Raw genomic sequence first — 26,371 nt, forward strand, 5'->3', positions numbered from 1 at the left:
ATGAGCAGGCAAGCATTTCAAAATCCGCTGCTTTCTGATGGCGCGGACCCATGGATTATAAAGCATACGGATGGCTACTATTATATGTCGGTTACGCAAAATGATCGCATTTCGCTTTGGCGCAGCAAGGCATTGAGCAGCATTGGCGAGCAGCAGCCAACGGTTGTCTGGCAGCCTGATCCTTCCGAGCCGCTTTCTCGTCAGCTTTGGGCTCCTGAGCTCCATTATGTGGAAGGCGGCTGGTATATTTACTATACGGCGTCAGATGGCAGCGGCGATCAATCGCGCCGCATATGCGTGCTTGAGCTGCAAGGTGATGATCCGCTAAGCGGCAGCTGGAGCTTCAAGGGAGCTGTCAATACCGAGCATGCGGGCTTGGACGGCACCGTTATTGCGCATCGAGGCGAGCTTTACTTTTTCTACTCAGGCTATGGCTATTTTCCAGATTACGGCTCGGCGATTTATGCAGCGAAGATGTCCAATCCGTGGACGCTGACCGGTGACAATGTGCTGATTACCGCGCCAACGCAGGCTTGGGAAAAGCAAGGCGGGATGGCGATTAATGAAGGCCCGGTGTTTTTGCGACGCAATGGCCGTATCTTCCTGGTCTTTTCGGCGAGCGCCACCTGGTCTGACGATTACTGCTTGGGAATGACCAGCATCGCTGAAGCTGGCGATTTGCTGGATGCTGCGGCCTGGGAAAAGCATGAAGGCCCCGTCTTTGCCAAAGACCCGGAGCAGGGCGTCTACGCTCCTGGGCATAACAGCTTTACGGTTTCGCCCGACGGTACGGAGGATTGGATTGTCTACCATGCCTATTCGTACTCTGAGTCGGAAATGAGTCGTGCAGAAGGCTCGCGCCGCAGCCTGCGGATTCAGCGCTTTGGCTGGACGGAGCACGGCATGCCGGATTTCGGCACACCGCTGGCGACCGATAAATGGCTTGATTTGCCGTCAGGAGAAGCGAGCGTTTAGCAGGTAATATGCTAGAAAGCAAATGCTAGAAAGCAAACGCTAGAAAGCAAGTGGTAGAAAGCAGATGCTAGAAAAAGCAGATGCTAGAGTAAATGCCAGGCTATCGATCAGCCTGTTTTTTACAGCACTAGCATTGCCATTGATTCGAAAATTTTGTATTAAATCATTTTATAAGGATTAAAACAAGGGGGATAAACATGAATACACGATCCAAACGTATTGTGAATCTTGCCATTATTTCTATGCTAATTATGCTTGTTTTATCTGCTTGCAGCGGCAACTCCGGCGGTTCAAACGGCGGCACTAATAAAGAAAACGGGCAGAGCAACGAAGGCAACAGCAATCAAGCAGTCAACACGGATCAAAACTTTGACGACATAAGCGCAGACATTCGCGGCAACAAGGGGCCTACCCAGGAGCAAATTGACCTTGTTAATGCGACGCTGAACGACACGTATCTCGGCGATGTGTTTGAGGAGGTCATTCCGAGCGACTATTCCGCTTATCCGTTCAAGGAGGAGGTTGTGCTCGACGTATGGATGCCGGCCAACTCCGATATTCCTGATATGAACGCGCATGCGGTTCAGAAGCAGATCGAGAAGCTGACAGGCATTAAGGTCAACTTCATTACACCACCAATTGGTCAGGAAGCGGACTCCTTTACCTTGATGATTTCTTCCGGCGACCTGCCAGACATTATTATTGACCCGGGTCGTTATCCTGGCGGCTTTGAAGCAGGTGTAAATGATGGCGCTTATTTGGACTTGACGGATCTGATGGAGCAATATGCGCCCAACTATACAGCTTGGCGCAACTCTAACGAAATGAGAAGAAAAACAACTGTTACTGACGATGGCCGCCTGCTCGGCTTCTACGGCATCGCCCCTTACTCGGAGTGGATGTGGTTCGGTATGCTGATCAAGCAGGAAGCGCTTGATAAAACAGGAATGGACGTGCCGAATACGATTGAGGAATGGCATGCGTTTTTGACGAAGGCGAAGGAAGTCGGCTATAGCGAGCCGCTTAACTACGGCTCCAACTACGGACAAATTTTTACGGGAATATTGAATGGCGCCTTTGGCGTATGGGACTGGACCTTCCTTGATGAAAATGGAAAGGTTGGCTGGGGACCGGCTCAGCCGCAAGCGAAGGACTATTTGGCGACGATGCAGCAATGGAATAAGGAAGGGCTATTGAATCGCGACTGGGCGACGGCAGACTTCAATCAGCGCATGTCGACCGCTATTTCCGACAAAACGGCAGCGATGATGGATTCGCCGGATACGATGTGGAGCTTCTGGAAGCAGCAGAACAATATCGACTTTGTCGGCGCGCTCAACCCTGTGCTCAATGAAGGCGACAAGTCTGCTACAACCTACAGAAACTTTATGCGCACCGGTGTTAGCGCTGCGATTACGACGCAGAGCGAGCATGTAGAGGCAGCGATGGCCTGGCTTGACTTCAACTATACGAAAAAAGGCTGGGAAATGATCAACTACGGCGAATACGGCACCGTGCATCTGGTTGATGAAAACGGCATGCCGTACTACCACCCTGAAAGCTACATCTACAACGACCCGGACGGTCAGCCGGTCGCGGTTACGCTCCATAAATATCGCATGCATAACTGGCCAAACATTCGCGACGAGCATCATTCCAATCCGCTAATCGTATCCGAAGGCAGCTATTCGGGAGATATTCGCAAATATTGGACGGAGAATATGGACGCAAGCGTTGCGATGCCGCCAATTTCCTTTACGAAGGAAGAGGCTTCACGCGAGGCGGAGCTCGGCAACCAGCTTTCTACGCTTAGAAATGAATACTTTGCCAAAATTATTAAAGGCGAGCTGCCGGTTGATGCCTACGATAAATTTTTAAGTGAAGCGCAAAAGATGGGGCTTGATGAATTCCTTAGCATCCATCAGGCGGCACTGGATCGATACAACAACAGATAGGCGGTTAAAGCAAGCATTCCGTGCGATTCAAGATTAGCTCGGTTTGGTCATTCGAGATATGAAAAGCAGGTGCATAATGATGAAGTCAACCCCGAAAGTGAAGGAGGCCGGGGGCGTGCTCAACGCCCCTAAATCCTCCCGTTTACAAAGTGTGCTTAAGAAGGATTTGAACAAGCACTGGTTTGCATATATGCTGGCGATTCCCGTGCTTGTATGGTACATCGTATTTTGCTACGGGCCGATGTGGGGAGTTGCGATTGCCTTTAAAGATTTCAAGCCGCTGCTTGGCTTTGCCGAGAGCGATTGGGTCGGCTTTAAGCATTTTATCGACTTTTTTCAAGGGCCTTACTTTTGGCGCGTCGTAAAAAACACCTTAATGCTAAATGTGTGGGGACTGGCCTTCGGCTTTACTGCTCCGATTCTGCTGGCGCTGCTGCTGAATGAGGTGCGCAACAGCAAGTTTAAACGAGTAGTGCAGACGATTACGTATATGCCGCACTTTATTTCTCTCGTTGTCGTATGCGGGATTATTCATATCTTTACGGCAGATGAAGGGATTATTACGCAAATTGTGCAGCTCATTACAGGCAAGGAGTACACCTCGCTGCTCGGTTATTCCTCATTTTTCAGACCGATCTACACCTTTTCCGGCATTTGGCAGGACATCGGCTGGAACAGCATCATTTATTTGGCGGCGATGAGCACGGTCAATCCAGCGCTGTACGAAGCGGCTGAAATAGACGGCGTTGGTCGGATCGGGAAAATGTGGCATATTACACTGCCGCAAATTCGTCCGATCATTGTCATTCTGTTTATTTTCGCAGTAGGCGGCTTGATGGCATCCGGCCATGAAAAAATTATTTTGCTGTACAATCCATTAACCTACGACACAGCTGATGTTATAGCCTCGTACGTCTATAGGCGCGGCTTGCGCGAGGCGAGTCTAAGCTTTTCCGCGGCGGTTGGGCTGTTTAGCGCGATTATCAACTTCCTGCTGCTGTGGCTTACGAACAGAATCGCCAAACGCACTTCAGAGGTTAGTCTATGGTAGGGGAGGACAGAGAATGATGAGACAAAGATCAATAGGCGATGTAACGTTCAATACGCTAAACTATTTGTTTCTGGCGGCGTTAACCTTAGTTTGCCTTTATCCGCTCATTCACATATTGTTTGCTTCAGTCAGTGATCCGGTTGCCTTGATGGCGCATAAAGGAGCGCTGCTCAAGCCGCTCGGCTTTACGCTGGACGGCTACAAGCTGGTGTTCAAGGACAGCAGCCTGTTAATTGGCTATCGCAATACGCTCATCTATGTCAGCCTTGGAACGCTGGTTAATATGGTAATGACGATTTTGGCGGCATTTGTGCTGTCGCGCAGAGATATGTATTTCAAAAATTTCATTATGATCATTATTACGATTACGATGTTTTTCGGCGGCGGCTTGATTCCGTGGTTTCTGCTTATGAAGGATATCGGGCTGTATAACAATTTGTGGGCGATGATTTTGCCTACCGCGCTGAACACATGGAACATCATTATTTTACGAACGAGCTTTCAGTCATTGCCGATTGAGCTGGAGGAAGCGGCGACGATTGACGGCGCCAGCCAGGCAAAAATTTTGCTGCAAATTATATTGCCGCTGTCCAAGGCTACGCTCGCTGTCATCTTTTTATATTATTTGGTTGGCAATTGGAATTCCTGGTTTAACGCGATGGTGCTGCTGAAGGACCGCAGCTTGTTTCCATTGCAGCTGCTGATGAAGGAAATTTTGGTCGCCAATGATTCTACGGCGACAACGATGGGCAGCGCCGCAGGGGTAGTCATTAACAGCGCGGAAAGCTCAACCGCATTTCGCGAGCTGGTCAAATATTGCGCAATAGTAGTATCGACCGTACCGATTTTGCTGGTGTACCCGTTTTTGCAAAAGTATTTCGTAAAAGGGGTCTATGTCGGCTCGATTAAAGGCTAGTGCGGACAGCCTCGAGAATAGCTGGTTTGGAAAGGAGATGCAGCTATGCAAGTCAATACTGCTGCGCAAGACAGCTTTTATAGCTTAGTCGTGGAGGATGGCGCGGACCCGTGGGTATACAAGCATACGGACGGCTATTACTACTTCACGAAAACAACCGGGAACAACATTACAATTTGGAAATCAGAGCGGCTTTCAACGATCGGCTCGGGAAGAAGCTGTATGATCCAGCCTGAAGGCTGCAACCTTTGGGCGCCTGAGCTGCATTATATAGCTGGCGCATGGTATATCTACTACGCTCGCGACGATGGCGACAATGCCAATCATCGGATGTACGTGCTGGAAAACCGCTCCCCTGATCCGTTTGCAGGAAGCTGGGAGGATAAAGGGCAAATTACCGACGCAAGCAATAAATGGGCGATTGACGGCACGGTGCTGCAACTGAACAAGCAGCTTTACTTTCTATGGTCGGGCTGGGAAGGGGATGAAAATATACGACAAAACCTGTACATTGCCGCGATGCAAAATCCGTGGACGATTGCTTCGCCGCGTGTGGAGCTGGCACGACCAACTTATGCTTGGGAGACGAATCATCATCCGCATGTCAATGAAGGACCTCAGCTGCTAATCCGCAACGGACAAATTCATTTGGTCTACTCGGCGAGCGGCAGCTGGACGGACGATTACTGTCTTGGCCTTATTACGGCGAGCGAAGCCAGCGACTTGCTGAATCCAGCCTCCTGGACGAAGCAAAGCCAGCCGATTTTTCAAGCAGGCAACGGACTGTACGGACCTGGCCATGCCTCCTTCACAGTATCGCCGGACGGCACGGAGGAGTGGATCGTGTATCATACAGCCAAGCATGAGGGAGCGGGCTGGAAGCGTGAAATTCGCATGCAGCGCTTTAGCTGGCATGACGATGGTACGCCAAAGCTTGGCGCGCCTGTTGCGGCCGACCAAGCAATGCCGCTGCCCTCAGGCGAGCAGGCTTTATTGCGGAATTAGTTGCTTGGGCACGTTGTTATAATTGCTGGCTAATTGCCAGATTACGCATAGAGACCGTCTTTTCTGAAAGTGGAGTGTAGTCACGTCCATTGCTCAGAAAAAGACGGTTTTTTAATTTACAAGTTAAATCTATTTTTAATAATTGCAGCAACTTCAGAAGCAACAATTTCAATTCCGCGATCTTTTCCAACTCATACCTACCGTCATTTTCCCTACTGCCTGCGGACCAAAAATTAAAACAAACTTCACGCGATCCTCCTTAGAACATATTTTACTTATAGTATTACATTATTTCATTGTGTCCCAAGCTTCTTTAACAACTTCAGCTTCAGCTTTACCTTTTGCCAGCTACGCTTTAAACTAACCGTAAATGAGTTTTGCGGCAGCGTACGGTCAAGGGAGGAGCAGATGAAGTGAGCGCAACAATTTTAGTCGTTGAGGATGAAAGGAAAATCGCCCGTCTATTGCAAATCGAGCTGGAAAGTGAGGGCTATCAGGTGCAGGTAGCATTCGATGGCCTGACTGGCTGGAACAGCTATCGCGAGCAGGTGGTTGATCTTATTTTGCTTGATGTGATGATGCCTGTTATGAGTGGAATAGAGCTGCTGCGCAGAATACGCAGCGAGGATGAGCAGACGCCAGTTATTTTGCTGACCGCTAAAGGAGCGGTCGAGGATAAGGTTTCCGGCCTTGATCTTGGCGCAACGGATTATGTGACGAAGCCATTTGAAATCGAGGAGCTGCTGGCTCGCGTTAGAGCGGCGCTGCGCAATTCTCGCAAAGCGACTGTGCAGGCTTCGCCTGGCGAATGGCTGACGATTGCCGATTTGCGGTTGAATCCGGCAACGCGCGAGGTGTATCGAGATGAACGGGGAATTCAGCTGACGCAGCGCGAATTTGATCTGCTTGCTTATTTGATGAGAAACCAGCGGCTTGTACTGCACCGCGAGCAGCTGCTAACTGAGGTTTGGGGCTTTGATTACGCGGGAGATACGAATGTAGTTGATGTATATATTCGCTATGTCCGCAAGAAGGTAGACGAGGGCTTTGGCCAGGAGCTGATTCATACGGTTCGCGGCATAGGCTATGTCCTGAGAGAAAGCGTATGAAGCTGCGCAGTAAAATCCATTTATATACGTCCGTGCTGTTTGCGCTGCTGCTTATCGCTGCCAGTGTTACGATATATGCGGCCTTCAGCCGCATGTCGATTTCGAATGAGCTGCAGCAGCTGAAAGCCGAGGCGCAGCATGCAGCGGCAGATATAATGCAGCGCACCGACCGCCTTGCAATCGAGGAACTGCTGCGCGCTTATGTGCCGCTCAACGGGATGATTGCGTATGTTGCACAAGGCGACACGCCGCTTGTCGTCACCTCTGCATCAGAATGGCAGCTTAGCAAGCAGACGCTGCAGTTTCATAGCATGGAGCGGCTGGAAAAAATCGAGCTTAATCAGCAAAGCTACGGCTTTGTTTCCATTCCAGTTATCGCAGCCAGCGGCGAGGTGGTCAATTTGCAGCTCATGATTAGCTTGCGCGAGCTGATGGGGCTGCTTCGCATGCTTCGTATCGTGCTGCTCATCGTTGCGCTCTGTGTCATGCTGCCCGCCGTTATATCGAGCAGGGTGCTCGGCAGCGTCATTATGCAGCCGATAGCAGAAATGATCAAAACGATGAAGCAGGTTGCCAAAAGCGGCAATTTTGTCAGGCTCAAGCAAGCAGGCCGCTCCAAGGATGAGCTGCTGGAAATGGGCGAGTCCTTTAATGAGATGATCGCGCTATTGGAAAGCAATTACTCGCGCCAGGAGCAATTTGTCGCCAACGCCTCGCATGAGCTGAAAACCCCGATTACAGTCATTGAAAGCTATGCCAGCCTGCTAAAAAGACGATTGCATCAGCAGCCGGAGCTGCTGGAGGAGTCGCTTGAGGCGATTCATTCTGAAGCGGTGCGGATGAAGGCGATGACGGAACAGCTGCTGCTTTTGGCCAAGCCGAATCGCCAGTGGCAAATTAAGCTTACTGAATTTGACGCTGTAGGTGTGGTGGAAAGAACAGCAGCTAATTTCGAGAAGGCTTATGGTCGCCAGGTCGAGCTGCAGCTGGCGCAGCAAGGAGCGGTAATGATCGTAAGCGACGAGGATAAGCTATGCCAGCTGCTCATCATATTGCTGGATAATGCTCGCAAATATAGCGAAGCGGCGGTTACTGTAGCGGTTAGCCAGCAAGCGGATGGCTGCTGCATTGCGGTTAAGGACAGCGGGATTGGCATTGCCGAGGCTGAGCTTGAACGGGTGTTCGAGCCATTTTATCGGGTAGATAAAGCGAGGAGTCGTGATGAATCCGTGCTTGCGGGCGGGATCGGGCTTGGCCTGTCGCTAGCCAAGGAGATTGCCGAGGCTACAGGTGTTCGTCTGGAGCTGCAAAGCAAGGAAGGCGTCGGAACGACCGCTGCCATTCATATTCCGGCATTCTCAGCAAAATCTAATAAAAGCGAGTTACAATAGCAGCAAGTGATTGGGCGTGCGAGACACGCCCTGGATGAGGTGAGAGGGATGCGAAAAAAAGCATTAATGATAAGCGGCGCTCTGCTGCTGGCCATTGTTTTCATAGTCGTGCTCAGCTATTGCGGAGCTAAGGATAAAGCAAAGATTAGCGCGCAGGAAGCTGCTCAAACGGTGCTGCAGCAATATGAAGGCGAGGTGCTGGAAACCTCGCGCTCTGGGGCGTTGTATATCGTAAAGCTGCAAACAGCTGCAGGCTTATATGAGGTCGAGGTGAAAACGGATGGCAGCGGTATTTACGGCATTACGACGCTGGAGCAGTTTACAAACGGGGGAGGCAACAACGGGCAAGGCGATGGTGAGCAAGGCAGTGAGGAAGGTGGACAGGAATCGGCACCTGTTCCTGAAACTTCAGCTCAGCCAACAGCCAGTCCATCCCCCGATGGCTCGGCTGCACCAGAGTCAAGCACGCTGCCTGAGCCGACTTCAGGCAGCAACAATGGCAAGCCAACAGCAACACCTGATAAAGGAGAAAAGCCAACCACTACGCCAACGCCTCCGCCAGGTCGCCCGGCGCTTATTTCCGAAGACAGGGCGATTGAGCTTGCGCTGGCACAGGTTGCCGGCACGGTTGAGGATGTCGATTTGGAACGCAAAGGCGACACGCGCTACTATTTGGTCGAGATTGAAACGGAGGACGGCAAGGAGGCGCAGGTTCAAATCCAGGCTGCCTCAGGCAAGGTGATGTCGATTACATGGGGCGATGATGATGATAATGACGATGATGGCGATGCAGACGATGACGATGCAGGCGATGATGACAATGATGATCAATAAGCTTTGCATTCTCATCAAATTCTAATTTTTCTATAATCCTTTTGTTAGAAAGCGGCTTTACTATGAAAGCATCAAGAAAAACAGGAGGAGATAGGAATGAATAAAAGGATATGGATTATTACAGCCGCCGCAGTTGCTTTGCTGGGAACAGGCAGCGTTATTGCCGCTCAATCCTCAGGCATCATCAGCAAAACCAAAGCCAAGGAAGCCGCGCTTAAGCAAGTAAGCGGGGTTGTGGAAGAGATCGATTTGGAGCGTGAGCGGGGCAAGCTTGTGTATGAGATCGAGATAGAGCGCTCTGGCAAGGACGATGATGCAACGGTTATCATTGATGCGAAAACAGGCGAGACTTTGGCGGTTTATGATGATGATGACGATGATATGCCGCGTGCTGGCAGAGAGGCTGTGTCAAGCGCTGCCGCTTCGGCTTCAAGCGCTAACGGTGGCGGCTCGCAGGGCTCAAGCGGAGCAGCAGGCAGCAAGTCTGCGAACAGCCAGTCTGTCAGCGCAAAGCCGACAAATGGAACTAGTACTACAGCAAGCGGCAAGTCAGCCAACAGCAGCACCATCCTTACAAAAGAGCAGGCTAAAAAAATCGCGCTTGATACTGTGAAGGGCACGATTATCGAGCTGGATCTGGATCGCGATGACGGGGTTACGAAGTATGAAGTTGAAATAAAAACAACTGAAGGCAAGGTAGAGCTCGACATCGATGCTTATAGCGGCAAGGTGCTGTCGCAAAAGCTGGATCGCGACGACGATTGGGATGATGATCGTTACGAGGATGATGACGATTGGGACGATGATTGGGATGATGACGATCACGACGACGATGATAATTGGGATGACGATGATCGCTACGACGATTAATTAGTAATACTGATTTATAGAAGCTTTAAGCTTTCGTAACCCCCTGCAAAGTATTGAATCTGCTTTTGAGCAGAGCTTACTTTGTAGGGGGTTTTAATGCAGAAAGCTTTTATACGCAAGTTAGCTGCGCTATAATTGATAATTATTCTCATTTCTGAGAAGAAAGGGGCGCAGCTAACGTGTACAAATTTTACAAAGCTTGTGTATGGGAGTGGAAGCAAGACAAGCGGCCCGTCACGATTAAAACAGAGCAAGCGGTGCTGCTTTACACGGAAGGAAGGGCATATGTTGATTTTGAACGCAAGCGAAAGCAATTGAATAGCAAGCTGCTAATCTACGTTCAGCCGGAGTCGATTGTGACACTGTATCCTGCCGATGACAACGATACCGTCGTGATCGGATTGTATTTTCGGGCTTATGTATTGGAGCAGGAGACAGGAGATAGACTCGTTTATCGGCAGGACTACAGCATGCTGCCTAACCATGGTTTTGTACTTAAGCCAATAACGTCGAGGACGCCTGGTCTTATTCTGGAGCTAGTGCAGCAAAGCATGCAGATTTCGCCGGATGGCTATCTATGCAATCGCAATCTCAATGAGCTTGTACAGCAAATTATAATGCAAATGAATAGCTCAAGGATGGACCGCCCTACAGCGGAGCAAGCAGTAACGGAAACGATTCGAGAAATGCTGGCTCATTATGACAGGAACTGGACGAGAGAAGAAGCTGCACGCAGCAAGCAGTTCAACGTCAGCCATTTTTCACGTGCTTTCCAAAGCGTAAGCAGCTACAGCTTTTCTGCCTTACTTGGGAAAATCAGACTCAATCAGGCTCGCATACTGCTGCTGTCTACGGAGATGACGCTTGATCAAATTGCCCATCGTGTCGGCTTTACAAACGGCCTTTATTTAAGCCGGAGATTTAAGCTGGATTGCGGCTTGGCGCCTACAGAATTTCGCGCAATACTGAAAAACAAGTCATTGCGTATCGCTGCGTTGCAGCAGGCGGGAGATTTGCTGGCGTTAGGGGCAGCGCCGATTGCTGCTTCCTTTGCCCCATGGCAAACCTCACCTCTGCTGCACGAAAGCCTGATTCGCGCAGGGACCATTAACATCTATGAGATGGAGGATTTTGAATTACTAAAAGAGCAGCAGCCAGACTTGATTTTGCTTCCAGATTATATTTTGCTGCAAAACGCCAGTCGCTTGCGTCAGTTCGAGCAAATCGCTCCTATATTGTTTTTTTCGTCTTATGCTCAGGACAGCATCACTCGCTTCATGCAGCTTGCAGACATTGTAAGTCGTAGACGGCAAGCAGAGCGCTGGATAGCGGAATATAGAGAAATTGCGGAAAAATGGAGACAGCGATTGGCAAAAATCATTGCTCCAGACGAGTCGGCCGCCTGTTATGAATTGAGAGGCGAGCAGCTTGTTATAATTTGGTTTAGCGGCAGTAGAAGCAGCTACAACTTCTATCAAGGACTTCAACTTAAGCCTCCGCCAGCACTCTTGCAGTGCAAACATAAGCAGCTCAGTTATATAGCGATTCCATTGGAGCAATTGCCGCAATTTGCAGCGGATCATATGTTTGTTATCCATCAGCATGCTGATAGTATTGAGCAGCTGTACAGGCTGCTGCAGGCTGATCATATTTGGTCATCGCTGCCGGCAATGCAAAATAAACAGCTCTACTCTTTACCGCTTCAGCAATTCTGGACAGACGATGCAGCGACGTTGCTGCAACAGCTGCCGCTTATAGTTAGTGCAGCGGAATCGACTAAGCAGTGGGCGGCAAAGAAAAGCGGCGGACAATAAGCTGAAGCAAAAGGTGAAAGGGCTTATCTTGACTTGGAATTGTCAGCATGAAGACATCATTCTATACATCGAGCAGGCAGGTTGCAACAGAAAGGCATACAAAGGATGCGAGATTATGTAATGGAGCCCTCTTCTACTACCAGTTATAATAAGCTGGTAACTAATGATGAGAATCTTTCTCAATGAGAACAGGAGTGGTTTATTTATGCATTATCGCTTACGCCTTCAGCAACTGCTGTTGATTTATTTACTGGTTATCTGCCTGCTTGCGGGCTGTGGCTCGGCAACATCGAGCTCTAATTCAAGGGAGGGAGCAACCCGGATTTTTTCAACTGTGAATGGCGATATTGAGATTCCGGCAAATCCGCAAAGAATTGTGACGCAAGGCTTGCTGCCTTATTTGCTTGCCTTTGATGTTAAGCCAGTAGGCGCTCCAAGCTGGGAAATCGAATATCCTCATCTCGCGGGGATGACAGACGGAATTGAAGATATAGGAGTAATCGAAGCATCATCGCTGGAAAAGATATTAGAGCTGAAGCCCGATCTCATCATTACAGTAGCAGGAGAGATGTATGATCAGCTTAGTAAAATTGCACCTACTATCGTTATACCATATGATACAATTGGCGATGCTCATGCGGATATGCGTATGTTTGGCGAACTGCTAGGCAAGCAAGAGCAAGCCGAACAATGGCTTGCCAAGTTCGATCAGAAGGTAGCGGACAGCAAGGAAAAAATAGGGAAGCTTATAAAGCCGGAGGATACGTTCAGCATCATAAGCGCATTTGACAAAACACATTATATATATGGGGAAGGCATTTATCGCGGTGGCCTGACGATCTATAAATATTTAGGGCTAAAGCCGCCTACATTGGTAAAGGAGCAGCTGATTGATGCCGACAAGGAATTGCTTGAGGTATCCTTTGAGGTCATACCTGATTATGCCGGTAACCATGTTTTCCTTGATGTATCTAACGGAGGATCTTTGAACGAGACTTCTCAGGTATGGCAGTCAATGGAGGCGGTGAAAAATGATCAAGTGTACAAGCTTGATGTCGATATCTTTTGGCCGTATGACCCGTTGGCAATTATGATGCAGATGGACGAGCTGCTGCTCATGCTGGGCAGCGGAAGGCAGTAGAACAGGGGACGAAAAGGCAGTGAAAGCTGAGCGGGTTTCCAGAGACGCCCCAGGCAAAGAAACTAAATAACGAGCCTTGAAGCTGGTGGTGCAGAATGCTACTACATCACTAGTTTCAAGGCTCATTTCAATTAAACTCCTTAAAATTGCAGCGTAAAGCTAGCTTCTTCAATCCAGCTATTATTGACAAAATCACGGCCGCGCACGAGCACTTTGCCATCATACACCTCAACATAATAGCCTTGGCTGCCGTATTTATACTCATCCTCATCTGTCCATAAATAGGCTACCGAGGCTGCGTTGAACATCGCGGGTTTAGCTTCATTGTACGTATAAGGAGAACCCAGCTCCCAATGTGTGTGCCCCGTAAACATGACGACTTGCGGGAATTGCTGCAAAATTGCGCGCAGCTGCTCATCCTCGGTTACGCCATGCCAACCCTGATGCTCCATTGAGCCCGCCACCGTATTTTTCAACGGCTGATGCAAAAAGACGAAAATCGGCTTGTCCGCTGCCGCATTGTCCGCCAGGCGCTGCTGCAGCCATTCCAGCTGAGCTTGTGACAAGGTACAATCGCGCTCAAGCCCTGCTTCTGTGCTTAAAAATATAAAATGATAGCCTTCAAGCCAATGGTCGTGATAAAGCGTTTTATTGCCGGTTCGGGAAAGAAAGCGGCTCGATCGATTATCCCAATTTTCCTGCTCAATATTATGCAGATCAGGGATGGCAGCTAGTGAAGGCAGCTTGCTTTTATACTCATCCCATAAACGCTGCAGCGCCTCAACCTTTTCTGGTGAGCTGGCATCAATTACGCCCACATCATGATTGCCTGTAGTAATATAAAGCGGCGGAAGTTTGTCCTCGCAGCTGCTCCATATCCGTCTAAACTCGTCATATTCCTCCTCAAAGCCATGATCAGTCAAATCGCCGACATGCATAATCGCGCGGCTTGCGGGAGCCTGACTGGCAATATCCAGCAGCGCCTGTTCAAAATGCTTATTGTAATCATGCTCGCGATCAACTGTCACATGCGTATCGGTAATGACCTGGAAGGAGAGGGTTAGTGGTTTCTTCATGCGATATCATACCCCTTTGGATGAAGTTTAAAAATTGGACTTTGATGACGATGCGATTGCGTTGTAGCGTAGTCGACGTCGAATCTTGAACGCTAGCGAAAGCTGCGGTGCTCACGTAGCTCTGCTCTACGCTGCGCTCCTCGCTTTCTACTAGCGTCCAAGCTTCTTGGTCCTGAAAGCCCAATTTTTAAACCCTTATTGGAAGATGTAGTTTAAAAATTGGACTTTGATGACGATGAATCGCTTCATAGCGTAGTCAACGGCGAATCTTGGACACTAGCGAAAGGCTATGCTTCCGAAGTATGTTTCCTGCGGAAACATTGTAGGTGCTCACGTAGCAAGTGCCTACGCTGCGCTCCTCATTTTCTACTGGCGTCCAAGCTTCTTGGTCCTGAAAGCCCAATTTTTAAACCTTCATTGGAAGATGAAGTTTAAAAATTGGACTTTGATGACGATGCGATTGCGTTGTAACTTAGTCAACGTCGAATCTTGGACGCTAGCGAAAGGCTATGCTTCCGAAGTATGTTTCCTGCGGAAACATTGTAGGTGCTCACGTAGCAAGTGCCTACGCAACGCTCCTCATTTTCTACTAACGTCCAAGCTTCTTGGTCCTGCATTCAAAAAGCTACAGCGAAGGAGCAAAGCATCCGAAAAACGAAGTGTGCCGCCTTTAACATCGTAATGCAACCTTTAAAAATTAAATAAGAGCATTACGATTTAAAAAGCGGCTGGAGGATGCTTTGCTCCGCAGCGCTGAACACTAACTAAAAAGCTGCAAATCGTTATAGCTGTAAATACACTCATCAGCATCCGGATAGTCGCTTGTTGCAAGCGTGCGATCAGATAAATAGGCGATTGCCGCGTTGACGCCTGCTGCTTTGGCCATCATCATATCTCCGTTAGTATCGCCGATCATAACGACCTCTGAGGGAGAAAGCCCCAGCTGCTGACAGGCAAGGTAGACCATATCGGGATAAGGCTTGCCTCTTGCAGCACTGTCGTGACCGATTACGACATCAAATGTGTTCTCCAGTCCCAGCCATGCAAGCTGCTGCTGTGCAGGCTTTGTATCGTCGGCGGTAACTACTGCCAGCTTCAGGTTTAGCTGCTTGCATTGCTGCAGAAATTCGAGAATGCCAGGCAGCACCTGAATCCGACGCTCAGCCTCGAGCCGCTCATTTGCCAGCTCTTGACTCTCAGCAGCGAGCAGGCGGGCCTGCGCCCAGGTCAAGCCGCGCTCGTAGCCCTGCAGCGATAAAATCGTCAGCAAATCCTGCAGGCTGCCGACGGACAGAGGCCCTTGGCGGTCATAATCGTGAATGCCTTGCTGCGTATTTCCTTTCACGCCTAATGCTGCGTAAATATCCTCAGACAGCACGGGAAGCCCGCGCCCTGCAAGCGCCTGGGAAAAATGGTCGAGCATAAGCTCGACCCAATAGCCCCAAGTGTAAAGAAAATCTACAAGCGTGCCATCCTTATCGAATAATATTCCTTTTAATGCAATTTCCTTGCTGTTTACTCGTAAAATCTTCATTTGCTGTCACCCGTTTTTCTATCGTCGCATAGTCGCTTATTTATTTGTTAAGAATTAAATCAAGCTCGCGCTGAGCAGTTTCCTTTGCTTCCTTCAATGCTTCTGCCGCTGGAGTATTGGAGATTTGCACTTTATCAGCCGCAATGGTCAAGGCGTCAGTTATTTTACCGCCCGTTGGGTCCATGAATGGCGCTGATGCATGTGCAGCCTGCTGCAGCGGCACGGTGCTTTGCGGATTTTCTTCGGCATAGGCTTTATATTCTTCCGTATCAAGCGCCGATTGACGTACGGCAATATAGCCTGTGTTCATCGACCAGAACGCCGTGTTTTCTGCGCTCATAAAGAAGGTAAGCCATTTATAGGCTGCTTGCTGCTGCTCCGCGCTAACGCCTGCAGGGATGCCGGCAAGAATCGCCTCAGCTACCGGCGCGCCAGCGCCAACACCTTCCCAGCCCGGCTGTTCCATAGCGGCAATTTGTGTGAAGTCAAGATCGCCTTGGTCGCCGCTCGAGCCAGTGTAGCCAGCCGCTCGGCCCTGCATGACATCATCAATCGTTTTGTACCAGTATTCCCAGCCTTGTCCGCCGAAATGAATGCGCATAATGCCATCATCATGAATCCATTTGCGGAACAGCTCCCATGTGCTGACCCATTCCTCGCTGTCAATCGTAACGGTTTTGCCGTCCTCGCTTAAAATAGAACCGCCCTTGCTCAGCACAGCATCAATCATATTACCTGAGCCCCACATCGGCTCCCAGCCGTAGAAAGTTGTGGTGCTGCCATCTTTTTCCGTCATTTTCGCAGCTGCTTCAGCTAGCGCTTCCCACGTTGTAATAGTAGCAGGATCGATGTTGTGCTTTTCAAATGCATCCTTGCGATAATACATAATTTGCGTTGTGCCGTACATCGGCAGGAAGTATTGCGCACCGTTAACCTGTCCTTGCTCAAGGAAGGTTTGGATAACATCTTCTTCGTTGAACTGAGGATCACCTGCAATCAATTCATCGAGTGGCAAGAAATAGCCTTTTTTCGCCCAATCTACATTGGAGGCAAGCACAGCAGCCGGGGCGGAATTCGTTGCGATTGCGGCTTGCAGCTTTTGCGATGTTTCCGAATAATCGCCCTGCACGACAGGCTTAACAATAACTTCATTTTGAGATTCATTGAATTTAGTAATCAGCGCCTGCATGTTTTCGCCAAGCTTGCCGCCAAGGCCGTACCAGAATTCAATTTCCACGGGCTCAGTGCTTTTGGCTGTGTTGGCTCCGCTGCTGCTTGAAGCTGTATTTGCAGCAGGTGATGAGCTTGGCTGTGCCCCGGAGTTTGTACCGCAAGCAGATAGCAGCATAGAGCTTAGAACGATTAAACTGGTCAGGCCAACATACGTTTTTTTAGCTCCTGCAAAGGATTTGATTTTGCTCTGGAGCAACGCTCCACTTTGTGGGGTGACTTTAACTTTCAACATGAGAATACCCTCCTGAATGCTTATATAATAGAAGCTCGATGAAAAAACTAGTAACGAGCCAGGCTGTGTCTGAGAACTCCGAGGACACGCCCTAGCCTTTAGTAGCTCCGGCTGATAGATTGACACTATGAATGATTGTTTTTTGCGTACAAATAAACAGAACAAGCAGTGGAGCAATTGTCATTGCGCTTGCTGCCATAATGAGCGGCCATTTGAGTCCATAGGCACCTCCTTCCACAAAAAAGCTGCGCAGACCAGCAGAAACGAGCTGCAGCTTAGGGTCAGTCGTAATCAACATCGGCCAGAAATAGTTGTTATACTGCTCGATGAAGGTTATAAGCGCGAGAACGGCGAAGGAGGAGCGGGTAATCGGCACAATAATCGTCCATAGAATGCGCAGATGGGATGCGCCGTCAACCTGTCCTGCTTCAATCAGCTCATGCGACACTTGCAAAAAGGCTTGTCTGATCAAAAATATCGAAAATACACTCACGCAGTTGGAAAGAATTAAACCAGCGTAGCTGTTCAGCAAGCCCAATTCATTCAAAATGAGATAGCTCGGCAAATAAGTAGCTGTTGCCGGAATCATATAGCCTAACAAAATTATCGCTGTCAGCGCCTTGCTTAGTCGAAACTTCATATGGGTCAGCGCATAGGCCAGCATCGCTGAATTGAAAATTTGCAAGATCACAATTGCAGATGCGACAAAAACACTATTGAACATGTACTGGGCAAATGGGGCAGCGTCCCATGCCTCACGAAAGTTATGCCACAGCGGCTCCTGCGGCCATATTGTAGGCGGAAACTGCCAAATTTCATCATTCGTTTTCAAGGCGCTGCTGATCATCCAGAAAAAGGGGAACGCAACAGCAACTGATAGGATAGCCAACAGAAGCTGGCGAATAACAGATAAGCTTTGTTTAACAGGCATGCTACTCTTCCTTTCGTCATGAGTTCGCTCTTAGTGGTAATGAACTGTTTTGCGCGCCACCAGAAATGACAGTGCAGATAGCAGCAGGCAGCCTAAAATGATCGTAATCGCAATTGTCGATGCCTCGCCAATTTGATAGGAGGTGAAGGCAGATTGATAGTATAAATAGAGCAGCGTACGAGTCGAGCCTGCTGGTCCGCCTTGTGTCAGGACATTAATTTGATCGTACGCTTGTATCGCTTGAATCATTTGCACGATAATTAAGAAAAAGGTTGTTGGTGAAATTAATGGCAGCGTCACATAGCGCAATCTGTTCCAGTAGCCTGCGCCATCCAGCTCGGCCGCCTGCAGCAGATCGGGCGGCACATTACGAATGGCAACCATATAAAAGATCATGCTCCAGCCTGCTGCTTTCCAGATCGTCACGATCAATATCGCGATCAGTGCCCAGCCCGGGTCCTCCAGCCAGCGTACAGGAGCTTGTCCAAGCCAGTCCAACACAAGATTAGCAAGCCCGATTTCCGGCTCATAAATCCATGTCCAAACAATCGAAACGGCAACAGTTGGCGTTACCCAAGGCGAAAACAGCAGCGTTTGGATTACGGCGTTGCCTTTCATTCGTCGCTGCAGCAGCAATGCGAGCAGCAAGCCGATTACGATAATCGGGATGACGCTGCCGAGACAGAACAGCAGCGTAATGCGCAGCGCATCATAAAATTGCGGATTGTTGAAAAGGTTGCGATAATTGTCCCAGCCGACATAAACCTTGACCGGGTTCATAAAATCCCATTCCATAAAGCTTAAATAGATAACGTACCCTAGCGGAATGAACCAAAATAGCAGCAGCGGTACGAGCGCGGGCAACGAAAATAGAAAAGCTTTTGCATCATTTAGTAGACTTCTGTTCACTGCGCTTCCTCCTAAAGTGTTTCAAAAATAGTCAACATTTTGGATTCAATATTTTTTGAATTATTGCTATAATCTTAATATAAATTATATTTTTTCTGTTCCGTTCAAAAATAATTGTACGTTAATGAAATGGATAAAGGGTAAACTGGCTGTTAAGCACAAATGAAGCTTTTGTAAATCGCAGTGGGAATCGACGCTATTAAATGGAGGAGAATTTATGCGCAAAGCAACAATTGCCAAGTTGGCGCAGCATCATAGCAAAAGAGAGCAGCTAAGAGCAAATGTAATCGATGCAATTGCCGACACGATGGATTTATATGGCGTAAACTATACGTTTGGTCAATTGTATGGGGTGATGTTTTTTGAGGATCGTCCGATGACGCTGGAGGAAATGCAGGAAAATATGGGGATGAGCAAAAGCAATATGAGCTATGCGATTCGCTCTTTGCTTAACTCGCAAATGGTAACAAAGCTAAAGGAGAAGGAAGAGCGCAAAGATCTTTATCGTGCGGAAACTGACTTTTTCCATACGTTTCAAACCTTTTTTGCCAACAAGCTGCAGCGTGAAATAGATGTCATGAAGCAAGCGATTGAGGCGGTGCTGCCGGATTATACGGAGGTCATACTCGACCTTGAAACAGGCGAGGAGGAGCGCAGGCTTTGCCTTGAGGATTTGCACAAGCTTAAGGAAGCGCTCCGCTATTATGATTGGCTGCAGCAGTTTGTCGATCAGCTGAAGCAGGGACAATTTTTCCCTGAGGATCGACCACGCCCGACGCTTTCCTAGCTCCTGACCTCCTGATGTCCGAGTCTCTCGACCACTGAGCCATAACCTTTGACTGTCTGCGACAAGGCCAGCTAGCGCTGCAAATTGCGATACTCGGTAGGCGTCAAGGCGGTCATTTTCTTAAAGCTGCGATGGAAATGCGGAATGCTCTCAAAGCCGCATTTCTCTGCAATCAGCGAAAGCTTCTCATCGGTGGCGGCCAGCAGCTGCTTGGCTGCAATAATTCGCTTCATAATTAAATATTGCGAAACATTCATGCCTGTCCACTGCTTGAATACTCGGCTGAAATGAGCCGGCGTTACATTGGCGAGCTTGGCCAGCTTCGCCAGATTCCATTGCTGCTCCTTGTGCAGCTCGATATGCTGCAGCACGTCCATCATCCAGCCGGGTCCCGAGGTAGGCGCAGCGGCGTTAGCAGCATAGCTTGCCTGAGCAAAGCGGCTCAGCATAACAAGCAGAAGCTGCAGCAACAGCACGGCTGCGCTTTTGTAGCCAACGCTGTGCCCGGCAAATTCGTTATGGATCGCATCCATATATTGCTCAACGGCTACTTGCTGCTCAGCAGCCAACGGAATATGATATTGCGCTTTTTTGCGCACCGCCTGGAAAAGCTGGATCGGCTGATACGTATCGTTGTCGTGCAGCTTTTGCAGCAACAGCCCCGCCTGAAAAAATAATGCAGTTACGGTAATAGCCCCTTCACGCTCCAGAATGGCTCGATGAATCGTATTGGCAGGTACGACAAACAGGTCGCCCTGCTTCATTTCGTAGAGCGTATGATGGATAAAAAACGTGCCTCTCCCTTCATGCACATATACAATTTCAAACCATTCATGCAAATGGTCGGGAAGCTCATTTTCCGGGCCTTTTTTCTGCTTGTAATTCATGACAAGCGGGTCCTGCTGCCTGCCAAACTCCTTTTTAATCGGCTGCATATGATCACCTCAATCCCTCTAGCTCAATATCAAAAAAAGGTACAAATATGCCTGATTACGCAAGTGATATTGCTTTATTTGATGATATAATAAACGTTAATACAATGGAATAAAAAGATTGAGCTGGAATTGATTTTGCTTACAAATAAGTGATGAAACAAAGGCTGGATGAAAGCAAGCAAATCGGCTTGAAAACGCTGTCATATGCAGCTTTCACGCAGCTCATAAGACATGGGGGGGATAATAGTGCGGCGAATTGATGCACATCAGCATTATTGGCGCTTGCAGCGGGGCGATTATGACTGGTTGACTCCGCAGCAGCCGCTGCTGTATCGAGATTATATGCCTGAGCAGTTGCTTCCTGCGCTTAACAAGCATCAAATTGCAGGAACAATCGTTGTGCAGGCTGCTCAAACGGTTGAAGAGACCAAGTTTTTGCTTGAATTAAGCGAGCATGATGAGACGATTGTAGGCGTAGTCGGCTGGCTTGATTTGCAATCCGCGCAATACAAGAAGCATTTTGAGCATTTCAGAGGCTACTCCAAATTTGTTGGCATCAGATTAATGCTGCAGGAAATGGAGGATGCCAGCCGAGTGCTTGCAGACGATTATGTGCATGCATTAAAGGAGCTTGCTGCGCTTGATTTTCCGGTTGATCTGCTATTGCGTCACCATCAGCTTCCTGTATTAATCGAGCTGCTGGAGCGAGTGCCTAATTTAAGAGGTGTTATCGATCATTTGGCAAAGCCGCCAATAGCAGCAGGGGAACTTCACCCCTGGAAGGAGCAAATGCGCGAGCTTGCTCAGCATCGCAAGCTGTACTGCAAGCTTTCTGGAATGGTCACGGAGGCAAGTGAGCAATGGAAGCTGGAAGATTTTGTTCCATATGTCGAGTATATCATCGACTGCTTTGGCGCTGAACGGATTATGTATGGCAGCGACTGGCCGGTTTGCCTGCTCGCTGCACAATATGAGCAAGTGCTTGAGGTGCTTGACTATGCGCTGCCCAAGCATTTAAGCGAGCACGATAAGGCGCAGCTATATGGCGGCAATGCAGCCAGATTTTATCGTCTTGCACAGTAATGAAGGGAGAGAACAGGATGAAGGAAGGCTTGCAGCAGGGCGTGAACGCGATTGTAATGCATGAGCTCGACGATGTGGCAACCGCGCTGGAGGAGCTGGCGAGCGGGCAGGAGGTCGAGTTTTGGCTTAACGAGAAAATGGAGCGGATTCAACTGCTGGATGCCATTCCGTTCGGCCATAAATTTGCGATTCGCGATATTGCCAGCGCTCAGCATGTTAGAAAGTACGGCGAGGTTATAGGCAGAGCGACGCAGCAAATTGCGTGCGGCGCTCATGTGCATGTGCATAATTTGGAAGGAATTCGAGGGCGCGGCGATCAGCAGCGCAAGGAGGCGGCAGAAGGCTAATGATGATCGAAGCTTATGCAAGAAGCAATGGGCAAATCGGGATACGCAATCATCTTTTAATTATCCCCACTGTCATTTGCGCCAACCAGGTAGCCAATCGGGTAGCACAGCTCGTGCCGGACTCTATCGCGATTGGACATCAGCATGGCTGCAGCCAGATTGGCGCCGATAAGCAGCGAACGTTCGACGTGCTGGCGGGTACGGGCAAAAATCCTAATGTCGGAGCTGTACTTATTATAAGCCTTGGCTGCGAGGTTGTAGATCCTCTGGAATTGGCGCAGGAGATTGCTTCTACTGGCAAACGGGTGGAATGCTTTGATATTCAGTCAGTCGGCGGCTCGGTGAAGGCTATCGTGCATGGCGCGAAGCTGGCGAGAGACTTGCGCCAGGAGCTTGATCAGATGGAGAAGGTGCAAGTGCCGCTGTCCGAGCTGAAGCTTGGCGTCAAATGCGGCGGTTCTGATGCGACGAGCGGGCTTTGTTCCAACCCGGCGCTTGGCGTAGCAGCGGATCGCTTAATTGCAGTGGGCGGAAGCGCCGTAATTGGCGAAACAACCGAAATTATTGGTGCTGAGCATGTACTGGCGCAAAGAGCAGCAAGCAAGGAGGTCGAGCAGCGCTTATATCATATTGTCGATCGCTTCGAGCGCGAGATTGAACGAATGGGTGAAGATATGCGCGGCGGCAATCCAAGCCCAGGCAATATTGCTGGCGGGCTGACGACAATTGAAGAGAAATCATTGGGCTGCATTAGCAAAGGCGGGACAACGGAGCTTAAGGATGTAATTGAATACGCCGCTCCGGTTCCGAAGAGCGGACTGTATTTTATGGATTCGCCAGGCAATGACATCGAATGCGTATCTGGTATGGCGGCTGGCGGCGTTCATCTTGTTGCCTTTACAACAGGACGAGGTACGCCTACAGGCTCGGCAGTCATTCCCGTCATTAAAATAACAGGCAACAAGCAAATGTATCTGCGCATGCAGGATAATATGGATGTCGATGTAAGCGATGTGCTGACTGGCGGGCTGAGCATGCGGGAGGCTGGCGAGCGCATTTGGCAGGAAATTTTGCATGTGGCAAACGGGAAATTGACCAAGGCGGAAATACTGGGGCATCAGGAATTCAGCATTAATCGAATCGGCCCAAGTCTGTAAGACCGATTCGCGCAACAGATCATAAAACGTTGGGCCTGTGCTTTCGAAGTACGTTTTATGTACACGGAAGTTTTCGCGCAACAGATCATAAAACGTTGGAGGGGCTTGGATGAAGCGATTGGCAGGGAGAATTGCATTGGTAACGGGCGGCAGTCGCGGAATTGGCGAAGCGATTGTGCTGCGACTGGCAGAGGAAGGCGCGCATGTTGCCATTAATTATACATCGCAGCGCTCAAGCGAGCTTGCCGAAGCGGTCAAGCAAAAGGTCGAGGCGCTTGGCTGCAAAGCGATAACGGTAAAAGCCGATGTCGGCAGCAAGCAGCAGGTTGAAGCGATGTTCAAGCAAGTGGAGGAGCAGCTTGGCGAGGTAGAAATATTGGTGAACAATGCCGGAGTTGCGCCTTTCGAGCCGTTTCTGCAAGTAACAGAGGAAACATGGGATCGCACCTACAATACGAATGTCAAATCAATTTTTCTTTGCTCGCAGCTGGCTGCAGGGCGCATGATCGAAAAACGCTACGGCAAAATCATTAATGTGCTGTCGACAGCCAGCCTCGTGGTGACCAGTCCATTAATTCCGCATTATCAGTCCTCCAAGGCTGCGGCGCATATGCTGACCAAGGGCATGGCTATCGAGCTTGGCCAATACGGCATCAACGTCAACGCAGTCGGCCCAAGCACAGTTGATACTGATATGTGTACTGAATATTTGGCTGATCCTGAAATTCGGCGCAAGGAAGTCGAAGCCAATCCAATGAAGCGGCTTGGTACTGCGCGGCAAATCGGCGATGCGGTTGTCTTTCTCGCCTCAGAGGAAGCGATGCAGGTTAACGGGCATCTGCTAATGGTCGATGGCGGCTTAACAGTCAAGGCGGCTCAGCCGGAGGATCATATCCATTAGAAAGGAGGACTGCGGACATGCGCTTGCAGCATAAAATTGCGCTTATTACAGGAGCAGGCTCAGGCATTGGCAAAACAACAGCACTGCGTTTTGCTGAGGAAGGGGCGGTCGTAATCATTAACGACGTTGATCAGGACAAAGGAATGGCGGCAGCCGCGCAAATTAATGAGCAGGGAGGCTCGGCCCATTTTATATATGCCGATGTAACCGCGCCTGATTCAGTCAAGGCGATGGTAGAAGAAGCGATCGCCCGCTACGGCCGAATTGATGTATTATTTAATAATGCAGGGATTAGCGGTGTCGGGCTGCTGCATGAAATCGAGCCTGACACTTGGGAGCGAATTATGGATGTGAACATTAACGGTGTATACCTCGTATCCAAATATGTGCTGCCTTATATGATGGAGCAGGGCAGCGGCTCGATCATTAACATGTCGTCCTGTGTGGCGGAAATCGGCCTTGCCAAACGAGCTTCCTACGCGGCGACGAAGGGAGCGGTGCTGGCGATGACCAAATCGATGCAGGTTGACTACGCGCCCTATGGAATCCGTGTCAATGCGCTGCTGCCAGGCACGATTTTCACCCCTTTTGTCGAGCAGTACTTAAATAATGCGTACGATGATCCCGAGCTGGCTATCGCTTCTATTAAAACAAGGCAGCTTAGCGGAGAGCTTGGATTGCCGGAGGATGTGGCGAATGCAGCTTTGTTTCTTGCCTCCGACGAGGCCAGGTTTATTATGGGCTCGCCGCTTTACATTGATGGCGGCGTAGTATTTGGCAAAAATGCATGATTTAGGGCTTGTATGCACCCCTACTTAGGGGTATTTTACATCGCCTGTTCGCCCCCTGCTGCGTTGCCTTTCCTTGACGTACACCCGGTACGCCTTCGAAAAAGCGCCTTGCATGGAACGAACATCCGGCATAATCTGCTCCCTTCAAAGGTTGCATACACACCCTGGCAAAACATACGAATAGTTGAAAAGGAAAGGAACGATCTGGAGATGAAACTACTAACGTTTAAGCAGGATGGCAAGCTGCGGCTTGGCGTATTAAACGAGCAAGGTGTTTTGGATGTGCTCAAGGCGAGTGAAAAATACGAGGCTCCTTCAAGCGTGCCTGCTACGATGGAGCAGCTAATTAGCGGGGGGATTGCGGCACTACAGCAGCTTCAAGCTTATTTGCAGCAGGAGGCAGACAAGCATGCTGCTGATAAGGCGCTTTGGCTGGCAGAGGATGAGCTTCAATACGGTCCATGCCTAAGCGCTCCAAGCAAAATCATTTGTGTAGGGACGAATTATCGCAAGCATGCCGAGGAATCCAATATGCCTATTCCGCAAGTGCCGATTTTGTTCAACAAATTTGCCAATACGATTGCCGCTCACGGTGAGGATATTCCGTTGCCGTTCAATTCGGAGCAGGTCGATTATGAGGCGGAGCTGGGAATTGTTATCGGCAAAGCAGCAAAGCGTGTGTCCAAGGAAGAAGCGCTCGATTATGTGCTTGGCTATTGCAATGTTAATGATCTTTCAGCGCGCGAGCTGCAATTCCGCACCCACCAATGGCTGCTAGGCAAAAGCTGTGACAAATTCAGTCCGGTTGGCCCTTATCTGGTAAGCGCAGATGAAGTTGGTGATCCGAATCAGCTGGAGATTCGCTGCATCGTTAACGGAGAGGTGCGCCAAAGCTCGAATACATCGGATATGATTTTTGATTGCAGCGAAATTATAAGCTATATTTCACAGCATATGACGCTTGAGCCCGGTGATCTGATTCTGACTGGGACGCCTGAAGGAGTAGTGTTTAACGGCTTCGACGGCAAAACATGTCAAAGCAAGCCTCATCTGGATTGGCTGCGGGATGGCGACATTGTTACGATTGAAATCGAAAAGCTCGGCTCGCTTACGAATAAGATGTATCAAGAAGTATAGCAAGCAGCAAAATAGGCGGGGCGTCCAGCAAGTAGTTGTGGGGGATGAGACACTAGTAAACTCCCACAGAGGCGGGAAAGGTTCTAAAGAATCTGGATAATGTTAAATGATGTAATTGGAGTCTATAGAACATGACTTATGCAGTTCACGAGATTAACTGGTAATGGTGAGAATCTTTCCTTGAATAAACGGGCCACCAATACATAGCAAGCTGCGACGGCCAAAATTCAGAAATAAGTGTTGCAAAACGGCGTACT

24 protein-coding genes and 1 pseudogene are annotated in these 26,371 nt (G+C 49.3%); 18 read left to right on the forward strand and 7 right to left on the reverse strand.

From position 1 onward, the window contains the following. The 5 genes from KJS52_RS11455 to KJS52_RS11475 all read left to right on the forward strand — a co-directional run bounded on the left by KJS52_RS11455 (position 1) and on the right by KJS52_RS11475 (position 5,902). Positions 1–975: a glycoside hydrolase family 43 protein gene (locus KJS52_RS11455; RefSeq protein WP_213515068.1), complete on the forward strand. Its 975-nt coding sequence runs from the start codon at positions 1–3 to the stop codon at positions 973–975. Positions 976–1,172: 197 nt separating this feature from the next. Next, positions 1,173–2,930, forward strand: a complete 1,758-nt coding sequence (locus KJS52_RS11460; protein WP_213515070.1) for an extracellular solute-binding protein — start codon at positions 1,173–1,175, stop codon at positions 2,928–2,930. Between the two features lie 190 nt (positions 2,931–3,120). Next, positions 3,121–3,981: an ABC transporter permease gene (locus tag KJS52_RS11465; protein ID WP_373871358.1), complete on the forward strand. Its 861-nt coding sequence runs from the start codon at positions 3,121–3,123 to the stop codon at positions 3,979–3,981. Between the two features lie 13 nt (positions 3,982–3,994). Then, on the forward strand, positions 3,995–4,897 hold the full coding sequence (locus KJS52_RS11470; protein ID WP_373871357.1) for a carbohydrate ABC transporter permease: 903 nt from the start codon (positions 3,995–3,997) through the stop codon (positions 4,895–4,897). Positions 4,898–4,942: 45 nt separating this feature from the next. Further along, the gene (locus KJS52_RS11475; protein WP_213515076.1) at positions 4,943–5,902 is read left to right on the forward strand and encodes a glycoside hydrolase family 43 protein; all 960 of its coding nucleotides are present in this window, start codon (positions 4,943–4,945) and stop codon (positions 5,900–5,902) included. A gap of 163 nt (positions 5,903–6,065) precedes the next feature. On the opposite strand, the pseudogene KJS52_RS27895 reads toward KJS52_RS11475, so the two are convergent. Continuing rightward, positions 6,066–6,151 (reverse strand): annotated as a pseudogene (locus KJS52_RS27895) (shikimate kinase); the annotation flags it as partial. Between the two features lie 164 nt (positions 6,152–6,315). On the opposite strand from KJS52_RS27895, the gene KJS52_RS11480 reads away from it, so the two are divergent. The 6 genes from KJS52_RS11480 (at position 6,316) to KJS52_RS11505 (ending at position 13,061) form a co-directional block, all read left to right on the forward strand. Then, positions 6,316–7,011 (forward strand): response regulator transcription factor, encoded by a 696-nt coding sequence (locus KJS52_RS11480; RefSeq protein WP_213515078.1) that lies wholly within the window; start codon positions 6,316–6,318, stop codon positions 7,009–7,011. Continuing rightward, entirely contained in the window at positions 7,008–8,402 is a 1,395-nt protein-coding gene (locus KJS52_RS11485) for a sensor histidine kinase (RefSeq protein ID WP_213515079.1), read from the forward strand. The genes KJS52_RS11480 and KJS52_RS11485 overlap by 4 nt, the downstream gene beginning before the upstream one ends. A gap of 48 nt (positions 8,403–8,450) precedes the next feature. Then, entirely contained in the window at positions 8,451–9,236 is a 786-nt protein-coding gene (locus KJS52_RS11490; protein ID WP_213515081.1) for a PepSY domain-containing protein, read from the forward strand. A gap of 96 nt (positions 9,237–9,332) precedes the next feature. After that, positions 9,333–10,106, forward strand: coding sequence for a PepSY domain-containing protein (locus KJS52_RS11495; protein WP_213515083.1), 774 nt, complete (start codon positions 9,333–9,335; stop codon positions 10,104–10,106). Between the two features lie 179 nt (positions 10,107–10,285). Next, the gene (locus KJS52_RS11500; protein WP_213515085.1) at positions 10,286–11,920 is read left to right on the forward strand and encodes an ABC transporter substrate-binding protein; all 1,635 of its coding nucleotides are present in this window, start codon (positions 10,286–10,288) and stop codon (positions 11,918–11,920) included. A 205-nt stretch (positions 11,921–12,125) separates the two neighbouring features. Then, positions 12,126–13,061, forward strand: coding sequence for an iron-hydroxamate ABC transporter substrate-binding protein (locus KJS52_RS11505; RefSeq protein WP_213515087.1), 936 nt, complete (start codon positions 12,126–12,128; stop codon positions 13,059–13,061). A gap of 140 nt (positions 13,062–13,201) precedes the next feature. Here KJS52_RS11505 and KJS52_RS11510 read toward each other — a convergent pair whose 3' ends face one another. The 5 genes from KJS52_RS11510 to KJS52_RS11530 all read right to left on the reverse strand — a co-directional run bounded on the left by KJS52_RS11510 (position 13,202) and on the right by KJS52_RS11530 (position 18,976). Continuing rightward, on the reverse strand, positions 13,202–14,137 hold the full coding sequence (locus tag KJS52_RS11510) for a metallophosphoesterase family protein (RefSeq protein ID WP_213515089.1): 936 nt from the start codon (positions 14,135–14,137) through the stop codon (positions 13,202–13,204). Positions 14,138–14,897: 760 nt separating this feature from the next. Further along, positions 14,898–15,671 carry an HAD family hydrolase gene (locus KJS52_RS11515; RefSeq protein ID WP_213515091.1) on the reverse strand — a complete coding sequence of 258 codons (774 nt, stop codon included), beginning with the start codon at positions 15,669–15,671 and terminating at the stop codon, positions 14,898–14,900. Between the two features lie 40 nt (positions 15,672–15,711). Further along, positions 15,712–17,019, reverse strand: coding sequence for an ABC transporter substrate-binding protein (locus tag KJS52_RS11520; protein WP_246563457.1), 1,308 nt, complete (start codon positions 17,017–17,019; stop codon positions 15,712–15,714). Between the two features lie 208 nt (positions 17,020–17,227). After that, complete coding sequence (locus KJS52_RS11525) at positions 17,228–18,067, reverse strand: carbohydrate ABC transporter permease (protein ID WP_213515094.1); 840 nt, start codon at positions 18,065–18,067, stop codon at positions 17,228–17,230. Between the two features lie 30 nt (positions 18,068–18,097). After that, a complete protein-coding gene (locus KJS52_RS11530; protein ID WP_213515096.1) occupies positions 18,098–18,976 on the reverse strand; it encodes a carbohydrate ABC transporter permease in 879 nt (292 codons plus the stop codon). Between the two features lie 217 nt (positions 18,977–19,193). Between KJS52_RS11530 and KJS52_RS11535 the strand changes: the two genes are divergently transcribed. Beyond that, on the forward strand, positions 19,194–19,763 hold the full coding sequence (locus KJS52_RS11535; protein ID WP_213515098.1) for a GbsR/MarR family transcriptional regulator: 570 nt from the start codon (positions 19,194–19,196) through the stop codon (positions 19,761–19,763). 71 nt (positions 19,764–19,834) lie between these two features. On the opposite strand, the gene KJS52_RS11540 is transcribed toward KJS52_RS11535, so the two are convergent. Next, positions 19,835–20,698 (reverse strand): AraC family transcriptional regulator, encoded by an 864-nt coding sequence (locus KJS52_RS11540; protein ID WP_213515100.1) that lies wholly within the window; start codon positions 20,696–20,698, stop codon positions 19,835–19,837. Positions 20,699–20,929: 231 nt separating this feature from the next. On the opposite strand from KJS52_RS11540, the gene KJS52_RS11545 reads away from it, so the two are divergent. From KJS52_RS11545 to KJS52_RS11570, 6 genes are all read left to right on the forward strand, one after another. Next, positions 20,930–21,781, forward strand: coding sequence for an amidohydrolase family protein (locus KJS52_RS11545; protein ID WP_213515102.1), 852 nt, complete (start codon positions 20,930–20,932; stop codon positions 21,779–21,781). Further along, positions 21,781–22,128 (forward strand): UxaA family hydrolase, encoded by a 348-nt coding sequence (locus KJS52_RS11550; RefSeq protein WP_246563438.1) that lies wholly within the window; start codon positions 21,781–21,783, stop codon positions 22,126–22,128. Before KJS52_RS11545 ends, KJS52_RS11550 begins: the two co-directional genes overlap by 1 nt. A 2-nt stretch (positions 22,129–22,130) precedes the next feature. After that, a complete protein-coding gene (locus KJS52_RS11555; RefSeq protein ID WP_246563440.1) occupies positions 22,131–23,285 on the forward strand; it encodes a UxaA family hydrolase in 1,155 nt (384 codons plus the stop codon). 109 nt (positions 23,286–23,394) lie between these two features. Next, complete coding sequence (locus KJS52_RS11560; protein WP_213515106.1) at positions 23,395–24,186, forward strand: SDR family NAD(P)-dependent oxidoreductase; 792 nt, start codon at positions 23,395–23,397, stop codon at positions 24,184–24,186. A 17-nt stretch (positions 24,187–24,203) separates the two neighbouring features. Further along, complete coding sequence (locus tag KJS52_RS11565; protein ID WP_213515107.1) at positions 24,204–24,977, forward strand: SDR family NAD(P)-dependent oxidoreductase; 774 nt, start codon at positions 24,204–24,206, stop codon at positions 24,975–24,977. A gap of 210 nt (positions 24,978–25,187) precedes the next feature. Next, positions 25,188–26,114, forward strand: a complete 927-nt coding sequence (locus KJS52_RS11570) for a fumarylacetoacetate hydrolase family protein (RefSeq protein ID WP_213515109.1) — start codon at positions 25,188–25,190, stop codon at positions 26,112–26,114. Positions 26,115–26,371 lie beyond the last annotated feature (257 nt).

It is taken from the genome of Paenibacillus montaniterrae (assembly GCF_018403185.1).
Classification (GTDB): domain Bacteria; phylum Bacillota; class Bacilli; order Paenibacillales; family Paenibacillaceae; genus Pristimantibacillus; species Pristimantibacillus montaniterrae.

What these genes read in the sequence shown, in the direction of transcription:
- KJS52_RS11455 (WP_213515068.1), top strand. Translation starts at nt 1, where the DNA reads ATGAGCAGGCAAGCATTTCAAAATCCGCTGCTTTCTGATGGCGCGGAC.
- KJS52_RS11460 (WP_213515070.1), top strand. Translation starts at nt 1,173, where the DNA reads ATGAATACACGATCCAAACGTATTGTGAATCTTGCCATTATTTCTATG.
- KJS52_RS11465 (WP_373871358.1), top strand. Translation starts at nt 3,121, where the DNA reads ATGCTGGCGATTCCCGTGCTTGTATGGTACATCGTATTTTGCTACGGG.
- KJS52_RS11470 (WP_373871357.1), top strand. Translation starts at nt 3,995, where the DNA reads ATGATGAGACAAAGATCAATAGGCGATGTAACGTTCAATACGCTAAAC.
- KJS52_RS11475 (WP_213515076.1), top strand. Translation starts at nt 4,943, where the DNA reads ATGCAAGTCAATACTGCTGCGCAAGACAGCTTTTATAGCTTAGTCGTG.
- KJS52_RS11485 (WP_213515079.1), top strand. Translation starts at nt 7,008, where the DNA reads ATGAAGCTGCGCAGTAAAATCCATTTATATACGTCCGTGCTGTTTGCG.
- KJS52_RS11490 (WP_213515081.1), top strand. Translation starts at nt 8,451, where the DNA reads ATGCGAAAAAAAGCATTAATGATAAGCGGCGCTCTGCTGCTGGCCATT.
- KJS52_RS11495 (WP_213515083.1), top strand. Translation starts at nt 9,333, where the DNA reads ATGAATAAAAGGATATGGATTATTACAGCCGCCGCAGTTGCTTTGCTG.
- KJS52_RS11505 (WP_213515087.1), top strand. Translation starts at nt 12,126, where the DNA reads ATGCATTATCGCTTACGCCTTCAGCAACTGCTGTTGATTTATTTACTG.
- KJS52_RS11510 (WP_213515089.1), bottom strand. Translation starts at nt 14,137, where the DNA reads ATGAAGAAACCACTAACCCTCTCCTTCCAGGTCATTACCGATACGCAT.
- KJS52_RS11515 (WP_213515091.1), bottom strand. Translation starts at nt 15,671, where the DNA reads ATGAAGATTTTACGAGTAAACAGCAAGGAAATTGCATTAAAAGGAATA.
- KJS52_RS11520 (WP_246563457.1), bottom strand. Translation starts at nt 17,019, where the DNA reads ATGCTGCTATCTGCTTGCGGTACAAACTCCGGGGCACAGCCAAGCTCA.
- KJS52_RS11525 (WP_213515094.1), bottom strand. Translation starts at nt 18,067, where the DNA reads ATGCCTGTTAAACAAAGCTTATCTGTTATTCGCCAGCTTCTGTTGGCT.
- KJS52_RS11535 (WP_213515098.1), top strand. Translation starts at nt 19,194, where the DNA reads ATGCGCAAAGCAACAATTGCCAAGTTGGCGCAGCATCATAGCAAAAGA.
- KJS52_RS11540 (WP_213515100.1), bottom strand. Translation starts at nt 20,698, where the DNA reads ATGCAGCCGATTAAAAAGGAGTTTGGCAGGCAGCAGGACCCGCTTGTC.
- KJS52_RS11545 (WP_213515102.1), top strand. Translation starts at nt 20,930, where the DNA reads ATGGGGGGGATAATAGTGCGGCGAATTGATGCACATCAGCATTATTGG.
- KJS52_RS11550 (WP_246563438.1), top strand. Translation starts at nt 21,781, where the DNA reads ATGAAGGGAGAGAACAGGATGAAGGAAGGCTTGCAGCAGGGCGTGAAC.
- KJS52_RS11555 (WP_246563440.1), top strand. Translation starts at nt 22,131, where the DNA reads ATGATCGAAGCTTATGCAAGAAGCAATGGGCAAATCGGGATACGCAAT.
- KJS52_RS11560 (WP_213515106.1), top strand. Translation starts at nt 23,395, where the DNA reads ATGAAGCGATTGGCAGGGAGAATTGCATTGGTAACGGGCGGCAGTCGC.
- KJS52_RS11565 (WP_213515107.1), top strand. Translation starts at nt 24,204, where the DNA reads ATGCGCTTGCAGCATAAAATTGCGCTTATTACAGGAGCAGGCTCAGGC.
- KJS52_RS11570 (WP_213515109.1), top strand. Translation starts at nt 25,188, where the DNA reads ATGAAACTACTAACGTTTAAGCAGGATGGCAAGCTGCGGCTTGGCGTA.